This is a genomic window from Herbidospora sp. RD11066, from assembly GCF_054661255.1.
The window spans coordinates 392,202-413,709 of the sequence record NZ_BAAGDO010000005.1 but is presented as its reverse complement, the minus strand read 5'-3'; the positions used below and the strand labels follow the sequence as shown (position 1 = coordinate 413,709).

General features: G+C 71.2%; 19 protein-coding genes. 15 read left to right on the top strand and 4 right to left on the bottom strand.

Features of this window, described 5'->3' with window-relative positions:
* The 3 genes from ACYQ78_RS22175 to ACYQ78_RS22165 are packed head-to-tail and all read left to right on the top strand — an operon-like array spanning position 1 to position 2,594.
* Positions 1-1,143: a hypothetical protein gene (locus ACYQ78_RS22175; RefSeq protein ID WP_459802784.1), complete on the top strand. Its 1,143-nt coding sequence runs from the start codon at positions 1-3 to the stop codon at positions 1,141-1,143.
* A gap of 4 nt (positions 1,144-1,147) precedes the next feature.
* Entirely contained in the window at positions 1,148-2,353 is a 1,206-nt protein-coding gene (gene xseA / locus ACYQ78_RS22170) for an exodeoxyribonuclease VII large subunit (protein ID WP_459802783.1), read from the top strand.
* A 10-nt stretch (positions 2,354-2,363) separates the two neighbouring features.
* Positions 2,364-2,594, top strand: a complete 231-nt coding sequence (locus ACYQ78_RS22165; RefSeq protein ID WP_030451886.1) for an exodeoxyribonuclease VII small subunit — start codon at positions 2,364-2,366, stop codon at positions 2,592-2,594.
* A gap of 108 nt (positions 2,595-2,702) precedes the next feature.
* On the opposite strand, the gene ACYQ78_RS22160 is transcribed toward ACYQ78_RS22165, so the two are convergent.
* Both ACYQ78_RS22160 and ACYQ78_RS22155 read right to left on the bottom strand, forming a co-directional pair.
* On the bottom strand, positions 2,703-3,227 hold the full coding sequence (locus ACYQ78_RS22160) for a DUF4245 domain-containing protein (protein WP_459802782.1): 525 nt from the start codon (positions 3,225-3,227) through the stop codon (positions 2,703-2,705).
* A 24-nt stretch (positions 3,228-3,251) separates the two neighbouring features.
* On the bottom strand, positions 3,252-3,845 hold the full coding sequence (locus ACYQ78_RS22155) for a TetR/AcrR family transcriptional regulator (protein ID WP_459802781.1): 594 nt from the start codon (positions 3,843-3,845) through the stop codon (positions 3,252-3,254).
* A gap of 81 nt (positions 3,846-3,926) precedes the next feature.
* Between ACYQ78_RS22155 and glpX the strand changes: the two genes are divergently transcribed.
* Entirely contained in the window at positions 3,927-4,979 is a 1,053-nt protein-coding gene (gene glpX / locus ACYQ78_RS22150) for a class II fructose-bisphosphatase (RefSeq protein WP_459802780.1), read from the top strand.
* A gap of 11 nt (positions 4,980-4,990) precedes the next feature.
* On the opposite strand, the gene ACYQ78_RS22145 is transcribed toward glpX, so the two are convergent.
* On the bottom strand, positions 4,991-5,614 hold the full coding sequence (locus ACYQ78_RS22145; RefSeq protein ID WP_459802779.1) for a DUF1707 SHOCT-like domain-containing protein: 624 nt from the start codon (positions 5,612-5,614) through the stop codon (positions 4,991-4,993).
* Positions 5,615-5,702: 88 nt separating this feature from the next.
* On the opposite strand from ACYQ78_RS22145, the gene ACYQ78_RS22140 reads away from it, so the two are divergent.
* The 4 genes from ACYQ78_RS22140 to ACYQ78_RS22125 all read left to right on the top strand — a co-directional run bounded on the left by ACYQ78_RS22140 (position 5,703) and on the right by ACYQ78_RS22125 (position 9,195).
* Positions 5,703-6,188 (top strand): SigE family RNA polymerase sigma factor, encoded by a 486-nt coding sequence (locus tag ACYQ78_RS22140; RefSeq protein ID WP_459802778.1) that lies wholly within the window; start codon positions 5,703-5,705, stop codon positions 6,186-6,188.
* Complete coding sequence (locus tag ACYQ78_RS22135) at positions 6,188-7,303, top strand: hypothetical protein (RefSeq protein ID WP_459802777.1); 1,116 nt, start codon at positions 6,188-6,190, stop codon at positions 7,301-7,303. The genes ACYQ78_RS22140 and ACYQ78_RS22135 overlap by 1 nt, the downstream gene beginning before the upstream one ends.
* A gap of 112 nt (positions 7,304-7,415) precedes the next feature.
* Positions 7,416-7,964 (top strand): hypothetical protein, encoded by a 549-nt coding sequence (locus ACYQ78_RS22130; protein ID WP_459802776.1) that lies wholly within the window; start codon positions 7,416-7,418, stop codon positions 7,962-7,964.
* Between the two features lie 43 nt (positions 7,965-8,007).
* Positions 8,008-9,195, top strand: a complete 1,188-nt coding sequence (locus ACYQ78_RS22125) for an MFS transporter (protein ID WP_459802775.1) — start codon at positions 8,008-8,010, stop codon at positions 9,193-9,195.
* Here ACYQ78_RS22125 and pdxR read toward each other — a convergent pair.
* The gene (gene pdxR, locus ACYQ78_RS22120; protein WP_459802774.1) at positions 9,098-10,444 is read right to left on the bottom strand and encodes a MocR-like pyridoxine biosynthesis transcription factor PdxR; all 1,347 of its coding nucleotides are present in this window, start codon (positions 10,442-10,444) and stop codon (positions 9,098-9,100) included. The genes ACYQ78_RS22125 and pdxR overlap by 98 nt on opposite strands.
* A 70-nt stretch (positions 10,445-10,514) precedes the next feature.
* On the opposite strand from pdxR, the gene ACYQ78_RS22115 reads away from it, so the two are divergent.
* The 7 genes from ACYQ78_RS22115 (at position 10,515) to ACYQ78_RS22085 (ending at position 21,477) form a co-directional block, all read left to right on the top strand.
* The gene (locus tag ACYQ78_RS22115) at positions 10,515-11,495 is read left to right on the top strand and encodes a DMT family transporter (RefSeq protein ID WP_459802773.1); all 981 of its coding nucleotides are present in this window, start codon (positions 10,515-10,517) and stop codon (positions 11,493-11,495) included.
* Positions 11,496-11,597: 102 nt separating this feature from the next.
* Positions 11,598-13,241, top strand: a complete 1,644-nt coding sequence (locus tag ACYQ78_RS22110) for a fumarate hydratase (RefSeq protein WP_459802772.1) — start codon at positions 11,598-11,600, stop codon at positions 13,239-13,241.
* A gap of 80 nt (positions 13,242-13,321) precedes the next feature.
* Positions 13,322-14,479 carry a serine/threonine-protein kinase gene (locus ACYQ78_RS22105; protein WP_459802771.1) on the top strand — a complete coding sequence of 386 codons (1,158 nt, stop codon included), beginning with the start codon at positions 13,322-13,324 and terminating at the stop codon, positions 14,477-14,479.
* A gap of 43 nt (positions 14,480-14,522) precedes the next feature.
* Positions 14,523-17,384: a serine/threonine-protein kinase gene (locus ACYQ78_RS22100; RefSeq protein WP_459802770.1), complete on the top strand. Its 2,862-nt coding sequence runs from the start codon at positions 14,523-14,525 to the stop codon at positions 17,382-17,384.
* Positions 17,385-17,417: 33 nt separating this feature from the next.
* Positions 17,418-18,842 (top strand): class II fumarate hydratase, encoded by a 1,425-nt coding sequence (locus ACYQ78_RS22095; RefSeq protein ID WP_459802769.1) that lies wholly within the window; start codon positions 17,418-17,420, stop codon positions 18,840-18,842.
* Between the two features lie 11 nt (positions 18,843-18,853).
* Entirely contained in the window at positions 18,854-19,618 is a 765-nt protein-coding gene (locus ACYQ78_RS22090) for a 3-hydroxybutyrate dehydrogenase (protein ID WP_459802768.1), read from the top strand.
* On the top strand, positions 19,618-21,477 hold the full coding sequence (locus tag ACYQ78_RS22085) for a helix-turn-helix domain-containing protein (protein ID WP_459802767.1): 1,860 nt from the start codon (positions 19,618-19,620) through the stop codon (positions 21,475-21,477). The genes ACYQ78_RS22090 and ACYQ78_RS22085 overlap by 1 nt, the downstream gene beginning before the upstream one ends.
* Positions 21,478-21,508 lie beyond the last annotated feature (31 nt).

Here is a 21,508-nt window from a genome sequence, read left to right as displayed (position 1 = left end):
ATGCTGGCGCTCCAAGGTGCGCTCAGCGGTGTGGGTCAGGCGCTCCTTCTGGGCGACCGCGTCCGCACCACCCTGAAGCGGGGCGGCGGCGCCTCCACCGGCGAGACGGCCGAAGATTCGTCCCGGCCGGGTGTGAAATCCGTCTCAGACATCGTCGTCGAGGGCGAAGACCGCCCCCGCCGCGAGCCGGTCATCTTCGCCCCGCGCCCTGCGGCGGCCGACAAGCCCGAACCGGTCATCTTCCAGCCCGGAGCCTCCGGCCCGAAGGGCGACCGCCTGGTCGCCTCGAACCCGAAGGCCGACTCCCCCGAGGACACCACCACCGAGGAAACCCCCAAGGCCGACCCGGTGACCACCGAGCCGACCACCCCGAAGGCCGAGGCCCCCGAAGTCACCGCGCCCAAGGCCACCGACCCCGTCGAAGCCGCCCCCGCGCAGCCCGCCGCCGACGACAGCGCCTCGTCGGACTCGGGCGCTGCCGCCGAGCCCCAGGCCACCCCGTCCGCCAAGGCCACCGAGTCCACCGAGTCCACCGAGTCCACCGAGTCCACCGAGTCCACCGAGGACGAGGTCGCCGCGACCGCGACCCACCCCGCCACCGACCCGACCGCCACCCCCGAGGCCGCCGAAAGCGCCAAGGCCGAGCAGGAGGCAGAGCCCGCCCCCAGCGTCGCGGAGGCCGAGAAGTCCGCCGAACCGCAGGGTGAGAAGACCACCGAGCCCTCCTCCGACCCCGCTCTGGCCGCCGGCCACACGCCCACCGCCAAGCCGGAACCGGCGGCCGAACCCGCGCACGTCTCCGAGGCCGCGCCCGTTTCCGAGCCTGTGCTGGCCGCCGAGCCCGCCGTCCCGTCGAAGATTCCTCCCACGCCCAAGCCCGCCAAGAAGACCCCCGGGACCCCTGTCGCCGACGAGGCCGTTCCGGAGATTCCCGCAGGTCACGTCGAGGAGGCTCCCGCCAAGGTGCTGCCTCCGGAGCCCATCCCCGGTTACGCCGATCTGACGTTCGCCTCCCTCCGGGCGCGGATGCGCGGGCGGTCCAAGGAGGAGATCCAGAGCTGGATCGACTACGAGAAGGCGAGCACGGCACGCGCCGAAGTCATCAGAATGTTCGAGAACCGGCTGGCCAAGCTGGAAAGCTGAGCGGGTGAGCGCGAAGACCTCCCCCGAAGCACCCCTGCCCGTCAGGTCGGTGCTGCAGATGGTCGCCCAGTGGATCGGGAAGCTCGGCACGGTCTGGGTTGAAGGCCAGATCACCGAGCTGACCGCCCGGGGCGGCACGGTGTTCATGACGCTGCGCGATCCGGTGGCCAACGTGTCGGCCCGGGTGACGTGCGCCAGGAACGTCTACGAGTCGAGCCTCCCGCGCCCGGTCGACGGCGCGCGGGTGGTGGTGCACGTCAAGGCCGACTTCTGGGTCAACCGGGGATCGTTCGCGTTCACCGCCCTGGAGATCCGGCCCGTCGGGGTCGGTGAGCTGCTGGCCCGGCTGGAGCGGCTGCGGCAGGTGCTGGCGGCCGAGGGCGTGTTCAACAACGACCGCAAGCGCCGGTTGCCGTTCCTGCCGGGAACGGTCGGGCTGATCTGCGGGCGCGACTCGGCGGCCGAACGCGACGTGCTGGAGAACGCCCGCAGGCGCTGGCCCGCGGTGCGGTTCAAGGTCGAGCAGGTCGCGGTGCAGGGTGGGCTGGCGGTCGCCGAGGTGACCGACGCGCTGCACCGGCTCGACGCCGACCGCGAGGTCGACGTGATCATCGTGGCGCGCGGCGGCGGGTCTCTGGAGGACCTGCTGCCGTTCTCCGACGAGTCGCTGGTCCGGGCGGTCGCGGCGTGCCGCACGCCGGTGGTGAGCGCGATCGGCCACGAGCAGGACTCGCCGCTGCTCGACCTGGTGGCGGACCTCCGGGCGTCCACCCCGACCGACGCCGCCAAGAAGGTGGTGCCGGATGTGGGCGAGCAGCTCGCGCTGGTCCACCAGCTCAGGGACCGGGGGCGGCGGGTCGTCGGGGGGTGGCTGGACCGGGAGCTCGCCTGGGTGAACTCGGTGCGGTCGCGGCCGTCGCTGGCGGATCCCGTACGGGAGATCGAACGGCGCGCCGAGCAGGTCGAGGGCCTGCGCGACCGCGCCCGCAGAGTGCTCGACCACTCACTGCACCGCAGTTCCGACGGCCTGGAGCACCTGCGGGCCCGGCTCGTGGCGCTGTCCCCTGCGGCCACGCTGGAGCGCGGCTACGCGATCGTGCAGAAACCCTCGGGCGAGGTGGTCAGACGGGCCGCCGAGCTCAAGACCGGTGAGCCCCTCACCATGCGGTTCCCCGACGAACGGGTCGGGGTCGAGGTCACCGAGCTTTAGGGTGGGCAGCGTGGCTGACGAGAAGACGCCGTCCTACGAGAAGGCGCGCGAGGAGCTGACCGAGGTGGTGCGCCGCCTGGAAGCGGGCGGCCTGACCCTGGAACAGTCGATCGAACTGTGGGAACGCGGCGAGAAACTGGCCGCGATCTGCGAGAACTGGCTCCAAGGCGCGAGGGTCAAACTGGCCGCCGCGATGGCGGAGCGCCGCCCGGAGCCGGCCTCTGACGAGGCGCCCTTCTGAGACGTCGCGGCCGGAGCGGGCGCGGCCGGTCGGCGCCGGCCACGGCCGCGCGCCGGAGACGGCGGGGCGGTGCCGGCCAGGCGGAGCCGTAACGGAAGAAAAGGCTTTTCAGACGTTCCGCTCGACCAGGCTGGCCGCGAGGGCGCTGAGCTCCGGCCAGTCGGCCGAGCCGGTGACGACGACGGTGTGGCCGTCGAGGACTCGTACGAGAGATCTCTGGTTCTTGTCCTCCCGGAAGCGCTTCTCCCAGGTCGTGCCGTTGATCACTTCGGTGCCGAGGGCGGTCTCGGTGTTGGTCATGCGGTTGGCGAAGCCCGCCAGGGGCTGTTCGTTGCTCTGGGCCAGCATGGCGTGCATGCGCTCGCCGGTCGCGAAGCCGAGCCGCCAGGTCACCACGCCCTTGGTGGTGGTGAGGTTGGAGCTGGTCGGCACCCAGTTGGGCTGCACCGGCTCGGGCACCTCGATGGGGAACTCGGCCGCGCGGGCGGCGTTGTTGGCGTCGTAGGAGAACTCGACGCGCGGGATGTGCTCGGTCCGGCTCTGCGGCGTGATCAGCAGGAACAGCCCCACGCCGGCGAAGCAGACGAGCAGCGCGAAGACATAGCCGTAGAGACCCTGGGTGAACTTGCGCACGGTCAACGAGACTACCGGCTCAGGTCAGGGGTTCCTGATCCGGCCGATGATGTCGAGGGCCTGATCGGCCATCAGCCGGGCCGCGTCGAGGTCGGCCGACAGGGTCAGTTCCTGGACGACCGCCGCCAGCGCCCCCGTGATCACGACCACCAGCGCGTCTTCGTGCTCGAAGAGTGAGGCGTTCCGGCGGGCCCAGGTGCGCAGCCGTTCGCGGATGACGACCTCGAACCCGGGCGGCCCGTCGCCGCGCAGGAACAGCGCCGCCAGGTCGCGTTCCTGGACGCATCCGTCGAGGTAGGCCCGCGCCCCGGCCAGGAACAGCTTCATCGGCTCGGTCTCCCCCTGGGAGCGGGCCTCCTGGACGGCCGTCTTGGTGCGCTGGCCCTGCCGGTCCTGGAACTCCTCGAACAGCGCCCGGTAGAGGTCGGCCTTGCCGGAGAAGTGGTGGTAGAGGCTGCCGACGCTGGCCCCGGCCCGCTGGACCACCTCGGTGACCCCCGCCTCGGCGAACCCCTGGATGATGAAGACGTCGCGGGCGGCGTCGAGGAGGGCCACCCGGGTCGCCGCGCCACGTTCCGAGGTGCCCCGGACGGTCTCCTTCGTACTGTCGCCGCTCATGCAGGCGAGATTATCGATGCGACCGGGCGGTGTGGCACGACTCACGCAGAATCAACCGGCGATACCGGGTAAGGCTGTGTCATGAACTCAGACCAGTCTGTGCCCCCACCTCTTGCGACCGAGCACCGCGCCCCCGACCGCAACCTGGCCCTTGAGCTGGTCCGGGTGACCGAGGCGGCGGCGATGGCCAGCGCCCGGTGGGTGGGCCGGGGCGACAAGAACGGCGCCGACGGCGCCGCCGTCAGTGCCATGCGCCAGTTGATCAACACGGTGTCGATGAACGGCGTGGTGGTGATCGGCGAGGGCGAGAAGGACAAGGCCCCGATGCTGTTCAACGGCGAGGAGGTCGGCGACGGCACCGGCCCGCAGTGCGACGTCGCGGTCGACCCGATCGACGGCACCCGCCTGTGCGCGCTCGGCATGAACAACGCCATCTCGGTGATCGCGGTGAGCCCCCGGGGGTCGATGTACGACTCCAGCGCCGTCTTCTACATGGAGAAGCTCGTCACGGGCGCCGAGGCGGCCGGCGTGGTCGACATCGAGGCGCCGGTGGCCCACAACGTGGCGGCGGTGGCCAAGGCGAAGGGCGGCAAGGCCTCCGACGTGACCGTGGTCATCCTCGACCGCACCCGCCACGAGAAGATCGTCCAGGAGATCCGGGAGACCGGCGCCCGGATCAAGTTCATCACCGACGGCGACGTCGCCGGCGCGATCATGGCGGCCCAGCCGGGCACCGGCGTCGACCTCATGCTGGGCATCGGCGGCACCCCCGAGGGCACCGTCGCGGCCTGCGCGATGAAGTGCCTGGGCGGCACCATCCAGGGCAAGCTGTGGCCCCAGGACGACGCCGAACGCCGCCGCGCTCTCGACGCCGGCCTCGACCTCGACCGGGTGCTCACCACCAACGACCTGGTCAGCTCCGACGACGTCTTCTTCGCCGCGACCGGCGTGACCGACGGCGAGCTCATGAACGGTGTCCGCTACCAGGGCGGCCGCCACACCCGGGGCGGCGTGGCGCACACCCACTCCCTGGTCATGCGCGGCCGCTCGGGCACCATCCGGCGCATCGAGAGCGAACACCAGCTCTGGAAGCTGGGCGCCTACAGCGCCATCAACTTCGACACCGCGCTCTGAGACACCGCCCTCTAGCGCCGCCAGCCCTTCTTGGGCGGCTTGGGCGACTTGGCGATCACTCGCCCGGCCCAGACGTATCCGGCCAGTTCGATGACCGGGCAGTCGGGGTCGGCGGGTGGTCGCGTGTTGTCCCTGAACTGGCCGATCTTGGCGCCGGGGGCGATGACGATGCGGACGCCCTCGGGCACGGTCATGTTGACCGTCCCGGCCACCACGGCGAGCTGCACGACGATCCGGCGCGACTGGAGCAGCGCGTCGCGCAGGTCGAGGTCGACCTTGCCGCCGATCGAGCTGACCGGCACCGTCGACGGCACGACCCACCGCCCGCCCCGCGACTCGTTGCGGAACACGGCCGCGACCGGCCTGGTGTGCAGGGCGATCGGCTGCTGGTCGGGCGGCAGCAGGTCGCGGGTGAGCCCGATCAGCTCGCCGAGGGTCCGGGCGCGGTAGGCGGCCTCGACGCGCTCCTCGTGTTCGAGGTGGGACAGCCGTCCGTCGGCGGCGGCGTCGGTGAGCACGGCGATGACCCGCTCACGATCGGCGTCGGAGGCGCGCAGCTCCTCGGGCCGGGGCCCGGAGGAGCCCTCCCTGGGGGCGACCAGAGCGGCGATCCATTCGCGGAAGTCGTTACTCACCCCTTGAGATTACGGCTTTGACGCCGGATCCCCACCAGGGCCGGACCCCGATGTGCAACAGGTCCGCCCCCGGCATGCTCTAGGGGACATGCGGGATGACGATCAGTTCGAGAAGTTCGTCGACGGGCGCGCCGACGCGTTGCTGCGCTTCGGCTACGTCCTGTCGGGCGACCCGCACGACGCCGCCGACCTCGTCCAGGAGGCGCTGGCCCGGTTACGCGCCTCCTGGCACCGCGTCCAGCGCAAAGACGACCCCGAACGCTACGTGCGGACCACCATGACGCGCCTCCACATCCGCGAGTGGCGGCTGCGCAGCCGGGAACGCCCGACCGCCGACCCGCCGGAACGCCTCGCCGACCCGGTCTACGACGAGACCTCCGACCTCAGCGACGCGCTGGCCCTGCTCCCCCGCCGCCAGCGCGCGGTGATCGTGCTGCGCTACTACGTGGGCCTGACCGACGAGGAGATCTCCGCGACCCTCGGCGTCACCCGCGGCACCGTGCGCAGCCAGGCGTTCCGCGCGCTGGCGCGGCTGCGCGAGCGACTGACCGCCCGCGGGCTCCGGAGGCTCTGATGCGCGACGACGTCGAACGAGACCTGTTCGAACGAGACCTGGAATCCGGTCTCCGGCTCCTGGCCGAGCGCGCCCCGGCCGCCCCGCCCGACCTGATGGCGCGGGTCCGGGCCCGCCGCTCCCGGCGCTGGTGGCGGGCGCTGGCCGCGATCCTGGCGACGGGCGCGATCGCGGGCACGGGCGCGGTCGTCACCTCGGCCGGCCGCGAGCCGATCGACCGGCCGGAGCCGATCCCCTCCATCGAGAAGGCCCATCCGCGGGCGGTCCACTCGGCTCCGCTGCTGCTGCCGGACGGCCGCCCCTACGACGTCGTGGCGATGATCGACCGGAGCCACGCCCTGATCCGCACCACCCGCGACGGCCACGCCGACCACGCCGACGGCCTGTGGTCCCTCGACCTCCCCACCGGCGGAGCGACCCTGCTGGTCGGATTGACGGCGCCCAAGGGCACCGTGATCAGCTCCTGGAGTGTCGCGGTCGGTGCAGGCAAGATCGCCTGGTGGACGGGCCGCAAGGAGCGGGGAGAGTTCGTCACCACCTTCTTCACCGCGCCCGTCACCGGCGGGCGGCAGCGCGTGCTGACCGAGGTCCCCGGTTCGCCGCTCGACTTCGCGATCGCCGGCGGCAAGGTCGTCTGGACCCGGGACGAGACCGGCGGCGCCTACGAGGTCCCGCTCGAAGGCGGAAGACCGCGACCGATCGGCGGCGCCGAGGGCCTGCACCTGCTCCAGTGGCCGTGGGTCGGCGACCCGATCACCGGATATCGCGAGATCCTCAACGTCCGCACCGGCGAACGCCGCACCGCCCGGGGCTGGGACGCCCCCGCCAAGTGCTCGGTGACGTGGTGCGCCACGCCCGACCGGGTCGGACGGCGCGACGGCACCTCGGTCCGTCACATGAAGGACGTGCACTTCAGGGATGGCCTGCCCGCCCTCGACCGGTTCCTGATGCCGTACATCTGGAGCTCGAACCGGTTCCTGCTGTACGACCTGGTCACGGGCCGGAGCTTCGACCTCGCCTCCGACGACAACCCGGTGCTCGACCACCGCATGACGGTGCTGGCGTACGAGAAGGGAGGCCGGCGGATGATCCTCGATCTGGCGGCGATCCCCTGATCCCTCGGGGTCATCCCCCATCCCTGTCTCGGGGGCCTCCGACGCGGGGAGGAGGTGCAGGTTCCGCTTTCCGGGCGATTCGGGCGGCACATCCGGAGAACACGCTGAACCCATGAATCCGCGCATCGCCTTCATCGGCGCGCCTCTTCTCACCTTCGCCTACGGAGCGATCCGGCTCCTCAGCGACAGCGGGCCCGGCCTCGGCTGGACGTCGGGTCACCTGGCCTACCTGATCGCCCTCGGCCTCTACGCCGTCGTCCTCGTGAGGCTGAACCGGCTGACCTTCCCCGCCCTCACCTTGGTGGGCCTGCTCGGGCTGGCCGCGTCAGCGGCGCAGTTCGCCATCGATCTCGTCGTGGGGTTCATCTCGGCCGACCGGGCCGCGATGAACGTCCACTTCGACGAGGTCCAGAGCGTTCCGGGGGTGGAACCGGTCGTCTACCAGTTCGGGCCGCCGCTGTTCTACCTCGCCCTGGTCGCCGTCATGGCCCACCTCGCGGTCCAGCGCCTGGTTCCCTACTGGATTCCGGCGTCCGTGCTGGTGGCGAGCCTGCTTCCGGTGATCAATTTGGATCTGCTGCCGATCGCGGCGGGGATCATCCTGGTTGCCTTCTCGATGACCGTACGGGAGATTGTTGACCTGGAACCGGCCCGCCCCTAGCCTGAGCGCAAATCTGAACTTCGCTCATGTTCTGGAGGCTTTCGTGCCTCGTGACCGGCAGGCCCGGCTCGCCACGTTCGCGGTGTTCTTCGTGCAGGGCCTCACGTTCTCGACCCTGCTCACCCAGGTCGCGGCGCTGCAGCACAAGCACGGCCTGACCGAGGGCGAACTGACCCTCCTCCTGCTGGTCGTGCCGGTCATCGCCGGCGTGGGCAGCGTCCTGGCGGGCCAGGTGGCGGCCCGATGGGGCAGCCGGTTCATGATCCTGTACGTCCAGCCGCTCGCCTGCGCCGCCGTCGCGCTCACCGGGTGGGCGGGGAGCGTGCCGTTCCTCGTGGCGGCCCTGGTGCTGTTCGGGCTGGGCCTGGGCGGGGTCGACGCCGGGATGAACATGCAGGGCACCGCCGTCGAGCGGCGCTACGCGCGGCCGGTGATGACGGGCTTCCACGCCCTCTGGAGCCTGGCGGCGGTGATCGGCGCCGCCTGGGCCTCCAACGCGGCCAATATCGGGCTGGATCTCGGCCCGGCGTTCACGATCGCGATGATCCCGGCCGCGGTGATCTCGCTGGCCGCCAACCGGTGGCTGTGCGCCCCGGCCGAGGAGCACGTCGAGTCGGTCGCCGAGACCTCGACGGTGAAGATCCCGTGGGGGCCGATCCTGCCGCTCTGCCTCGCGATGGCGTTCCTCTACGTCGGCGACGCGTCGGTCTCCAACTTCGGGTCGGTCTACTTCGACCAGGCGCTCAGTGCGGAGGCGTGGCTGGCGCCGTGGGCGCTGGGGGCCTACCAGGCGGCGACGTTCATCGTCCGGGTCGGCGGCGACGCGGCGGTCAGCCGGTTCGGGCCCGCCACGATCGTGCGGGTCGGCGGGGTGGTCGCGGCGCTGGGGTTCCTGCTGATCGTGGTGGCGCCGGGTGAGGCGACGGCGATCGCCGGGTTCGCGCTGACCGGGGTCGGCCTGTCGGTGGTCGCGCCCCAGTCGTTCTCCGCGGCCGGGCGGCTCGACCCGGCCGGGACCGGCGTGGCCATCGCGCGGGTCAACATGTTCAACTACGTCGGCTTCATCGTGGGCGCCGCGCTGGTCGGCGGCATCGGCGACGCCGCCGGGTTCCAGGCCGCGTTCGCCGCGCCGCTCATCCTGGCCGCCGGGATCGTGGTGCTGGCCCGGGGGTTCGCATCTCCCGTACGGCTGCCGCGAGCCGATGACCCGGCCATCGGGCGAACCCCATGACCACGGCGGGCCCGTCGACCGGTTCTGCGGCCAGCCCGGCCGCGACGGCCTGAGCGGCGAAGTCGCGCGCGTCCCACTCGGGCGGCAGGTCGGCGAACAGGTGCAGCCCGGCCGAGATGCCGCGGATCCTCATCTCGGGGAACCGTTCGGCCAGCGCGCCCACCAGGGCGTCGCGGCGGGCCCGGTATTCACGGCGCATCCGCCGCAGGTGCCGGTCGTAGGCGCCGGTGGCGATGAAATGGGCCAGCGTGTACTGGTCGAGCACCGGTGACCCCAGGTCGAACTCGCTGCGGACCTTGCGCAGTTCCGAGGCGAGCGCGGCGGGCGCGACCAGCCAGCCGAGCCGCAGCCCCGGCGCCAGCGCCTTGCTGACGCTCCCCGCCAGCACCACCCTGGCGGGAGCGAGCCCCTGGAGGCAGCCGACCGGTTCGCGGTCGAAGCGGAACTCGGCGTCGTAGTCGTCTTCGAGGACGGTCGCCCCGGTCTTGGTGGCCCAGGAGATCAGCTCGGCCCGGCGGCGCGGCGACAGCACCACCCCGGTCGGATAGTGGTGGGCGGGGGTCAGCAGCACCGCGCGGGCCCCGCTGCGGGCCAGTTCGGCGACGTCGATCCCCTCGTCGTCGACCGGCACCCCGACCAGCTCGGCCCCGGCCCGCCGCAGCAGCGGCGTCTGCCGCTCGCTCGTCGGCAGCTCGGTGGCCAGCCGCAGAGGCCCCAGCGCCTGGACGACCAGCGACAACCCCTGCGCGACCCCGGTCACCACGACGACGTTCTCTGGCTCGGCCCGCGCCGCCCGCACCCGCTTCAGATAGGCGGCCAGCTCGATGCGCAGCTCGGGCACCCCGCCGGGATCGCCGTAGTCGAGCGCGTCGTGCGGCAGCGTGGCCAGCACGTGGCGGTAGGAGGCGCTCCACGCCTGCCGGGGGAAGGCCCCCAGGTCGGGTGAGGTCGGCCGCCCGCCGAACTCCCCCGAGGCGTCGGCCGGAGAGGCGGGTTCCTCGATCGTGACGGCCGCCACGGTCGTCCCGGCCCCGATGCGCGATTCGAGGAAGCCCTCGGCGACGAGCTGCTCGTACGCCTCCACGACCACCCCCCGCGAGACCGCGAGATCACGGGCGAGGTCGCGGCTGGCCGGAAGCCGGGTGCCCGCGGGCAACCGGCCGGTACGCACCGCCTCGCGGAGCTCACCGGCCACCTGGCGGGCGAGACCACCGGCCTGGCGGTCGAGGGAGAGATGCAGGTCGGCCAACGATTGGTCCTCGTTTTACCGGAGAAATTGGACTAATTACGTGAACCATTACATTCATAGCATCCACGTCATGAACAAGAGCACGACGGTGGCAGCGGCGGCGGGGGCGATGTTCCTCGTGGGCACTCTCGCCGCGGTGAGTGGCCTGATCAAGGACTATCCCCTCTACGGCGGGCAAACGGTGCGTTACACCGTCGCCGCACTGATCATGTTCGCGATCGTGAAGGCCCGGCCCCGACCGAAGGTCCACCTCACGGTAAAGGATTACGGGCTCCTGGTCGCACTCGCGGCGACCGGCCTGGTGCTGTTCAACGTGTGCGTGATCGAGTCGACCCGGGGCGCCGGACCGGCGCTCGTGGGGACGTTCCTGGCCACGGTCCCCCTGGTCATGGCGGTGGTGACCTCACGCAGGCCGAGGCCGAGACTGGTGGTCGCCGCCGCGATCGTCGTGGCGGGCGCGCTGATGGCGGTCGGGTTCGGCGGGGGCGGGATCGACTCGCTGCTCTGGGCGATGGGCGCGGTGGCGTGCGAGGTCTGCTTCTCGCTGCTGGCGCTGCCTCTGCTGCCGAAGCTGGGGGCGGTGGGGGTGACGGCCTGGTCGGCGGCGATCGCCGTACCGCTGCTGGCCGTGACGGGCCTGGTGATCGACGGCGCCGGATTCCTGCGCGTGCCGACGGCGCCCGAGGCCCTCGGGCTCGCCTATCTCGCCACGGCGGTGACGTGCGGGGCGTTCTTCCTCTGGTACAGCGCCCTGCCCCGGCTGGGCCCCGGCCGCGCGGGGCTGTTCGCCGGCGTGATCCCGGTCGGCGCGATCGTGACCGGGACCGTCATCGGGCTGGGCCTGCCGTCGGGCGCCGAGCTGGCCGGTGCCGCGATCGTGATCTGCGGCATCGTCGTCGGGCTCCTACCCGACCGGCCAGTGCGGGTGGGTGTCGTCCATGTCCTTGCGGACGGTCTTGATCAGCATGAAGAGCAGGGCCCCCACGATGACGACGACGCCGATGCAACCGATCGCGATAAAGGCCATGATTCCTCCCGCGTTGGTGTCTAATGTCTAGTTTGTCACTATTTCCACCTTCGGGCGGGGCCCCTGGGCGGTTGCCGTAAAGTCTTTGAAGACTCACACCGGCGTGATCAACGGAGGCTCGACCCCATGCCCGAGTTCAGCTACACCGACCTCCTTCCCCTGGGGGCGGATTCGACGGAATACCGGCTGATCACCTCCGAAGGGGTCCGGGTCGTCGAAGCGGCCGGGCGGAAATTCCTCGAGGTCGAGCCCGAGGTGCTGCGGCTGCTGACCGAGACCGCCATTCACGACATCTCCCACTATCTGCGCGGCTCCCACCTGGCCCAGCTCCGGAAGATCATCGACGACCCCGAGTCGAGCGGGAACGACCGGTTCGTGGCGCTCGACCTGCTGAAGAACGCCTCGATCTCGGCCGGTGGCGTGCTGCCGATGTGCCAGGACACCGGCACCGCGATCGTGATGGGCAAGCGCGGGCGCCACGTCCTGACCGACGGCCAGGACGCCGAGCACATCTCCAGGGGCGTGTACGACGCGTACACGAAACTGAACCTCCGCTACTCCCAGATGGCCCCCATCACCATGTGGGAGGAGAAGAACACCGGCTCCAACCTGCCCGCGCAGATCGAGCTCTACGCCGAGGGCGACGACGCCTACAAGCTGCTGTTCATGGCCAAGGGCGGCGGTTCGGCCAACAAGTCGTTCCTCTACCAGGAGACCAAGGCGGTCCTCAACGAGAAGCGCATGCTGGCCTTCCTCGAAGAGAAGATCCGTTCTCTCGGTACGGCCGCCTGCCCGCCCTACCACCTCGCCGTCGTCGTGGGGGGCACCTCCGCCGAGTTCGCCCTGAAGACCGCGAAGTACGCCAGCGCCCGCTACCTCGACGCGCTGCCGACCGAGGGCTCCCTCGAAGGCCACGGCTTCCGCGACCTCGAGATGGAGAAGAAGGTCTTCGAGCTCACCCAGAAGCTCGGCATCGGCGCCCAGTTCGGCGGAAAATACTTCTGCCACGACGTCCGCGTGATCCGGCTGCCGCGCCACGGCGCCTCCTGCCCGGTCGCCATCGCCGTGTCGTGCTCGGCCGACCGCCAGGCGCTGGCGAAGATCACCGCCGAGGGCGTGTTCCTGGAGCAGCTGGAGACCGACCCGGCCCGCTTCCTGCCCGAGACCACCGACGAGCACCTCGGCGGCGACGTCGTCAGCATCGACCTCAACCGCCCGATGCCCGAGGTCCTGGCCGAGCTGTCGAAATATCCGGTGAAGACCCGCCTGTCGCTGACCGGCCCCCTCGTGGTGGCCCGCGACATCGCCCACGCCAAGATCGGCGAGCTCCTCGACGCCGGCGGCGAGATGCCCGCCTATTTGAAAGATCACGCGGTCTACTACGCCGGGCCCGCGAAGACCCCCGAAGGTTACGCCTCCGGCTCGTTCGGCCCCACGACCGCGGGCCGGATGGACTCCTACGTCGAGCGCTTCCAGGCGGCCGGCGGTTCGATGGTCATGCTGGCCAAGGGAAACAGGTCCAAGCAGGTCACCGACGCCTGCAAGACGTACGGCGGGTTCTACCTCGGCTCGATCGGCGGCCCGGCCGCGCGGCTCGCGCAAGACTGCATCAAGAAGGTCGAAGTCCTGGAATATCCGGAACTCGGCATGGAAGCGGTCTGGAAGATCGACGTGGTCGATTTCCCGGCGTTCATCGTGGTGGACGACAAGGGCAACGACTTCTTCACCGACACAACCGGGCCGATTCTGTCCATCGGACGCCGAACCTGACGGAGTTTGACAAAAGTTCTCGACAATGAATCGGCCCGGTCTCTACAGGCACGAGGGCACAAATCGGTAAGCTGCCACCCATGCGTGCGCCGTCCGGATACCAGTTAGCCGCGCGCTACCGGCTCCTCCAGCCGGTAGGCCGCGGCGGCATGGGCACGGTGTGGCGTGCGCGTGATGAGCTTCTCGACCGAGATGTGGCGGTCAAAGAGGTGCGGTTGCCCCTCGTCCTCGACGAGGAACTGCGCGCCGAACTGTGCGCCCGCACCGAACGCGAAGGCCGGGCCACCGCGATGGTCGCCCACCCCTCGGTGATCACCGTCTACGACGTCGTCACCGAAGACGACCGGCCGTGGATCGTCATGGAGCTCCTCAAGGCCCAGTCGCTCGAAGAACTGGTCAAGTCGCAGGGCCCGCAGCACCCCGTGCGGGTCGCCGAGATCGGGCGTCAGGTGCTCGGCGCGCTGCGCGCCGTCCACGCGAAGGGCATCCTCCACCGCGACGTGAAGCCCAGCAACGTGCTCGTCACCGACGACCGGGCGGTCCTCACCGACTTCGGTCTGGCCGCACTGGAAGGTGACGTTTCCATTACCCAGGCGGGCATCGTCCTGGGCTCGGCGGGTTACATCGCGCCCGAGCGCGTCCTGGGCGACAAGGCCTCCCCCGCCGCCGATCTGTGGTCGCTCGGGGCCACTCTCTACACCGCCGTCGAGGGCCGGGGCCTCCATGGCCGCCGTACGGCCGCCGCCGCCCTGGCCGCGCTGACGAGCGGCGCCCCCATACCGATGGACAACGCGGGCCCGCTGGCACCCGTGCTCCGCGGCCTGCTCCAGATCGACCCGGCCGTCCGGCTCGACGGGGTCAGGGCCGCGCTGATGCTGGCCAGGATCGCCGCCGGTGGGACGGCGGAAGAGCCGATCGTGGTGCACCGGCCGCCGGTCCGCCCGCCCGGCTTCACGCCGCCGCCCGCCCGCAAGCCGCAGCACCGGGGCCAGCACCGGGCCGAGAACCGCCCGCCGGTTCCTCGCCCCTATGACCAGCCGGTCTTCCCCCACGAGCCCCACCCGACCCGCGCCGAGACGGCGGTGCCCATCCCGGCACAACGACGACGGCCGGCCGAGGGGTCGCACCGGAAGCCGGCCGCCTACGAAGTGCCCATCGGTCCGTTGACCCGAACCTTCTGGAATCTCGTCCGGGTCGTCCTGCCGCGCCGGTTCTGGCCGAAGAAATTTCGCAAGTGAACCTAAAGCGTTCCTCAAGGCCTAGGACGCTATCTTTCTAGTCATGCAGAGCAGGCTGCTCGCGGAGCGCTACGAACTGATCTCCCCCCTCGGGCGCGGCACGATGGGCACGGTCTGGCGTGCCGTCGACCGCACGCTCGGGCGCGACGTGGCGGTCAAAGAGATCCGCCAGGACCCCGGTCTGACTCAGGAGCAGCGCACCGAACTCCGCGAGAGAATGATCCGCGAAGGACGCGCCGCGGCCCGGGTGCACCATCCCTCTGTGGCGACCATCTTCGACGCGATCGAAGTCGGCGGCGTGCCGTGGATCATCATGGAACTCGTCGAGGGCCGATCCCTGGAGCAGGTCGTCGAAGACGACGGCCCCCTGCCGCCCCGGCTGGTCGCCGAGATCGGCGCCGACCTGCTGGGCGCCCTGCGCACCGCCCACGCGTCCGACATCCTGCACCGCGACGTGAAACCCAGCAACGTGCTGATCACCCACTCGGGCCGGGTGGTCCTGACCGACTTCGGCATCGCCAAGTCCCGCGGCGACTCGGCCCTGACCCAGACGGGCATGGTCATCGGCTCCCCCGGCTACACCGCCCCCGAACGCGCGCGCGGCGACTACACGGGCCCCGAATCCGACCTCTGGTCCCTGGGCGCGACCCTCTACTTCGCGGTAGAAGCGCGCCCCGCCTATGAACGCCGCTCGATCGCCGAAACGCTGGCGGCGCTGATGACCGAGGTCTGCGACCCGCCCCGCAACGCGGGCCCGCTGCGCCCGGTCCTCGAGGCGATGCTGGAGAAGGACCACACGAAGCGCATCACGGCCGACCGAGCCTCCGTCCTGCTCCGCGCCGTCGCCGACACCCCGACGATGACCCAGTTCCCGAAGGGCCCCGGCACCGGCCGCCCCACAGGCGGCGCCTTCGCCCCCGACGCGATCTCCCCCTACCGCGACCCGGGCCCCGACCCCAGCGTCGACCGCCCCTTCGGCGCCCCCCGCCCGGTCCTGGGCAGCACCCACAACGAACAGGACCCGAACCGCACGACGACCCCGGTGCCTTCACCAGGAGCAAACCCCGAAATTTCGGGACGTGGCAGCACAGCAGGAGCAGGCCGTAGTGGCGCACCGGGAGCGGAGCATGGCAGCGCGACGGTCGCAGGACCTGGCCGCGCACCGGAATCGGGACATGGTGGTCCCGGGGCGAGGCCGGATGCGGGTGCGGTTGGCTCAGATGGCGAAATTTCCGGACGTGGCGCTGGTGGACCTCGGCCGGGAGCCGGTGGTCGCGGCGCAGGCAACGTCTACCCCAAGGCATCTGGAGCGGAGGGTATCGGCGCGGCAGCAGGCACCGGAGGCGACTCGGGTCACGAAATTTCGGGACAAGAGGCTGGTGGAGCGCGGCCGGGGGCTGGTGTCGGCGGTGCGAATGCCGATATTTCGGGATCTGGTGCCGGGTCAAGAGCCTCGGGAGCAGGCGGGGCGCGTGGAGGCGTCGGCGATCTGCCCGGCGATGTTCATCCCACCTGGGCGGGTCCCGATATTTCGGGATCCGGCTTTGTGAGCTCCCGGCCCGACACCGGGAGTCCCGCAAGCGGAGCAGGCTTGGCAGGTGGACCAGGCTCGGCTAGTGGACCGGGTTCGGCAGGTGGACCGGGCTTGGCTGGTGGACCGGGCTCGGCTGGTCGAGAAGGTTCGGCGTTCCGGTCGGGCTCGGCAGAGGCTCGTCCAGAAGCATCGGCTGAGGCTCGTCCAGGAGCAGATGCCGAAATTTCCGGACCTGGAACAGGTCCGGATGCCCATGGCCGTGGACCCGGTGGCACCTCGGGCTCGGAGGGCTTCGAGGATCCCGATGCCACGCGCTTCGGGCGGCCCTCGGTTCCCGGGGATCAGACCGTCGTGGTCGTGAGGCCTGACGCCGGCAACCCCGGCGTGCCGGCCGATGATGTCACCGTGGTGCAGGGCCAGCTGCCCGGTAGGCGGGTCTATCCGCCCGACCCCGGCGCCCGGCGCAACGAGATCGACTCCGATGCCACTCCTGCCTCGGCTCTCCCCCTGCCGCCGCACCCCCAGCACCCGCCGCAGCAGCAATGGGCACCTCCGCCTGCAGGTCCACCCCAAGGTCAGGGCGGCTATCCGCCGCACCCCCCCGCCCCCAACCAGCCCGGCTTCCCCCCTCAGGGCTACCCGATGCAGGGCTACCAGGGCGATCCGAACGCCACCCAAGCCGTCCCGCGAGGGCTCGGGACCGACATCTTCTCCATGCAAAGCGCCGCTCCCCCGCCCGCCGGCAAGCCGCGCGGTAAGGGCCGGCTGGTCCTGCTGCTCGCGCTGGCGTTCATCGCGACCGTGGCGCTCGCCCTCGTGGCCGTCTCGGCGTTCGGGGCCAACAGTGCCCCGAAGACGCCGACCGCCGGGCGTATCATCCCGCCCAGCCCCACCTCCGCCACCTATCCCCCGGAGGCACCGGCTCCCGCCCCGGCCAAGGGCCTGAAGCGCCAGCAGGGCGAGGGTTTCTCGATCGACGTTCCGGCGGGCTTTACTCGTACGGAGAAAGGAACCCAGGTCACTTTCTCGGCCAAGGGCAAGGCCAGTGTCCGGGTGGCCAAGGTCGAGCTCACGGGCGATCTGCTGAAGTCGATCGAGGCGGCCGAGGCCAAGCAGCCCTACGAGGGGTACGCGCTCATCAGGATCGCCCCCCTGGAGGTCTCGCCCTACACGGGGGCCGACACCGCCGAGTGGGAGTACGCCTACGAGGGCAAGGACGGCCTGGTCCACGTCCTCGCGCGGTGGGTCGACGTTCCCAACGGCGGGGCGTTCGCGATCTACTACTCGGTGCCCGAGGCCGACTGGGTGAAGGCCAAGAAGCAGAAGGACGCCGTTTTCGCGTCGGTCCGCTTCCAGCGCGACCCCAGCTGAATCATCCGCCCGTCTGGGGACAGACTGGGGTGTATGACGCGCATCGAGCATGACTCCATGGGCGAGGTCGAGGTCCCCGACCTGGCCAAGTGGCGGGCGCAGACGCAGCGCGCGGTGGAGAACTTCCCGGTTTCGGGACGGGGACTGGAACCGGCGCACATCTCCGCACTGGGCACGGTCAAGGCCGCGGCCGCCGTGGTGAACGCCTCCTACGGCCTGCTGGAGGCCGACATGGCGGCGGTGATCGCCGAGGCCGCCGGAGAAGTGGCGGCGAACAAGTGGGATCCGCACTTCCCCGTGGACGTCTTCCAGACCGGGTCCGGCACGTCGTCGAACATGAACGCCAACGAGGTGATCGCGACCCTCGCCGAAGAGCGGCTGGGGCGGCCGGTCCATCCGAACGACCATGTCAACGCCGCCCAGTCGTCCAACGACGTGTTCCCCTCGTCGATCCACGTCGCCGCCGTGGTGCAGATCTGCCACGAGCTGACCCCGGCGCTGGAGCACCTGGAGACCGCCCTTCAGACGAAGGCCACCGAGTTCGCGCTGGTCGTGAAGTCGGGGCGCACACATCTCATGGACGCCACCCCGGTCACCCTCGGCCAGGAGTTCGGCGGGTACGCCGCGGCGATCGAGCTGGGCATCGAGCGGGTGCAGTCGGCGCTGCCCCGGGTCGCCGAACTCCCGCTGGGCGGGACGGCGGTCGGCACCGGCATCAACACCCCCGACCGCGAATGGGCGGGGAAGGTGATCGCGGAGATCTCGCGCGCCACCGGACTGCCGTTCACCGAGGCCAGGAACCACTTCGAGGCCCAGGGCGCGCGGGACGCCCTCGTCGAGCTGTCCGGCGTGCTCAAGACCATCGCCGTCTCGCTCAACAAGATCGCCAATGACCTGCGGTGGATGGGGTCGGGGCCGCGCACCGGCCTCGGGGAGATCAACCTGCCCGACCTCCAGCCGGGGTCGTCGATCATGCCGGGGAAGGTCAATCCGGTCGTCCCGGAGGCGGTCACGATGGTCGCGTCCCAGGTCGTCGGCAACGACGCGGCGATCACGATGGCGGGGGCGTCGGGGTCGTTCGAGCTGAACGTGCAGATGCCGGTGATCGCGCGGAACCTGCTGGAGTCGATCAGGCTGCTCGGGAGCGTCTCCCGGCTGCTCGCCGACCGCTGCGTCGACGGCATCACCGCCAACAAGGAACGGATGCGGGAGTACGCCGAGTCATCGCCCTCCATCGTCACCCCGCTGAACAGGTACGTCGGCTACGAGGAAGCCGCCCGCATCGCCAAGCAGGCGCTCAAGGAGCGGAGGACCATCCGGGACGTCGCGCTGGAGAGAAGCGGTCTCACCGGGGAGCAGCTCGACGAACTCCTCGACGTGCTCCCCATGACCGGGCACATACCCGAAAAGGCCGCTATGTCGGAGCCCCACATGGGCGACAAAGAACCAAACGCGTAGATTCGGGCCCCATGACGGAAGACCTCGCCGGGCGGACCGCTCTGGTGACCGGCGCGGGCGGCGGCATCGGCCGCGCCTGCGCGATCAGGCTGGCGGCGGCGGGGGCCCGGGTGGTCGTGGCCGACCTGCGGGAACGTGCGGCGGCCGACACCGCGGCCATGATCGGAGGCGTCGCGGTGACGGCCGACCTCGCCGACCCGGCCGCCTTCGACGGGGGGCCGCTCGTCGAGTACGCCGCCCAGGCCGACATCATCGTGAACAACGCCGGGTTCCAGCACGTCGCCCCCATCGAGGAGTTCCCGCCGGAGATCTTCTCCCGGCTTCTGTCGGTGCAGGTCGAAGCGCCCTTCCGGTTGGTCCGCGCGGCGTTGCCGTACATGAAGAGCAACAAGTTCGGCCGGGTGGTGAACATCTCCTCGGTGCACGGGCTGCGGGCCTCGCCCTTCAAGGTCGCCTACGTGACGGCCAAGCACGCGCTCGAAGGGATGTCGAAGGTGATCGCCCTCGAAGGCGCCCCCTACGGCGTGACCTCCACGTGTGTCTGCCCGGCCTATGTGCGCACCCCGCTCGTGGAGGACCAGATCGCCGCCCAGGCGGAGGCGCACCGGATCTCGCCCGAGGACGTCGTCGAGCGCATCATGTTGCAACCGGCCGCCATCAAGCGGCTGGTCGAACCCGAAGAGGTGGCCGAGATGGTCGCCTATCTGTGCGGCCCTGCGGGATCGTTCATCACGGGGGTGTCCATTCCACTCGACGGAGGCTGGAGCGCTCGTTGATGAACGTCTTCCTGGAACTGCTGGCCAGGGAGGCCTCGGCCGTGGAGTTCGAGGGGCCGGTGCTCCAAGCGCGGGCGGCGGGGGCCGACGCGGCCACGCTGGAGGCACTGGAACGCGAGAAGGTCGCCGCGCTGCGGATCAGGGCCGTGATGCGCCGCCGGGCCCGCCGGGAGGCGGAGCTGTCGGCGCTGTTCGACACCGCCAGAGACCTCGCGGGCCTGCGCGACCTCGACGCCGTGCTGGCCGCCATCGTGCGCCGGGCGCGCGGGCTGCTCGGCACCGACGTGGCCTACCTGACTTTGAACGACGCCGAGCGCGGCGACACCTACATGCGGGTCACCGACGGCGTGATCACACCCCGCTTCCGCGCTGTACGACTTCCTCCCGGCACCGGCCTCGGCGGCCTGGTGGCCCAGACGGGTGAGGGCTACGCGACCTCCGACTACTTCGCCGACGAGCGGTTCAGGCGCGCGATCAGCATCGACGACGCGGTCACCGAAGAGGGCCTGGTCGCGATACTGGGCGTGCCGCTGCGCCTGGGCACCCAGGTCATCGGCGTGCTGTTCGCGGCCGACCGGGGGGCCAGGCCGTTCGCGCGCGAGGAGATCGCGCTTTTGTCGTCGCTGGCCGCGCACGCCTCGGTCGCCATCGACACCGCCCGGCGGCTGGAGGAGACCCGGGCCGCGCTGACCGAGCTGAGCGAGGCCAACCGGCTGATCCGCAACCACTCGACCGCGATCGAGCGGGCCGCCGACGCGCACGACCGGATGACCGGCCTCGTGCTGCGCGGCGGCGGGGTGGAGGACGTCGCCGCCGTCGTCACCGAGGTCATCGGCGGCCGGCTGACCGTGCTCGACGGCTCGGGCGAGCCCCTGGTGGGCGACCCGGCCGACGTCGACCCGAGCGTCCCCGACGCCGCGCGGGCCTCCCGCGCGCTGGGCCGGTCGGTGGAGCGGGGCCGGAACCTGATCGCGTCGGTCGACGTGGGCGGCTCGGAGAGTTCCCCGCTGTGCACGCTGGTGCTGCGCACGGCCGGTCCGGTGGCCGACACCGACCGGCGGATCCTGGAGCGGGCCGCCCTGGTGACCGCGCTGCTGCTGCTGTTCCGCCGCAGCGTGGCCGACGCCGAGGGGCGGGTGCGCGGCGAGCTCCTCGACGACCTGATCACCCGGCCGGATCTCGCCGGGCTGCCCGAGCGGGCCCGCCGTCTAGGGCTCGACCTGGCCGAACCCCACGTGCTGGTGGCCGTCACCCACCACGGGCAGCGTGAACGGGCCGCGTTCTGGGCGTCGTCGGAGGCGGCGCTGGCGGGCGGCCTGTCGACCGCGCGCGGCGACGAGGTGGTGCTGCTGCTCCCGGGCGACAAACCGGGCGTGACGGCCAAGCGGGTGGCGGCCGAGCTGTCGGCGGGCCTGGGCCGTCCGGCCACCGCCGGGGCGGCGCGGGCCGAGACCGATGTGGCCGCCGCCTATGAGGAGGCCCGCCGGTGCGCGTCGGCGCTGCTGGCGCTGGGCCGGGCGGGCGACGGCGCGGGCGCGGCCGAACTGGGCTTCGTCGGGCTGGTGATCGGCGAAGGGCGGGACGTGGCCGGGTTCGTGCGGGGCGCGATCGGGCCGGTGAGCGACTACGACGAGAAGAAGGGCACCCAGCTCGTCCAGACGCTGGCCTCCTATTTCGCCTGCGGCGGGCAGCTGACCCGGACGGCCGAGGCGCTGCACATCCACGTCAACACGGTCACCCAGCGGCTGGAGCGGATCAGGCGGCTGCTGGGCGACGACTGGCAGGAGCCGGAGCGGGCGCTGGAGATCCAGCTCGCGCTGCGGCTGGGTAGTGCCTTCCGCCATCCGCTGACCCGGTGATGTGTGCCGTACGCCCATGGCTAGTGACGGG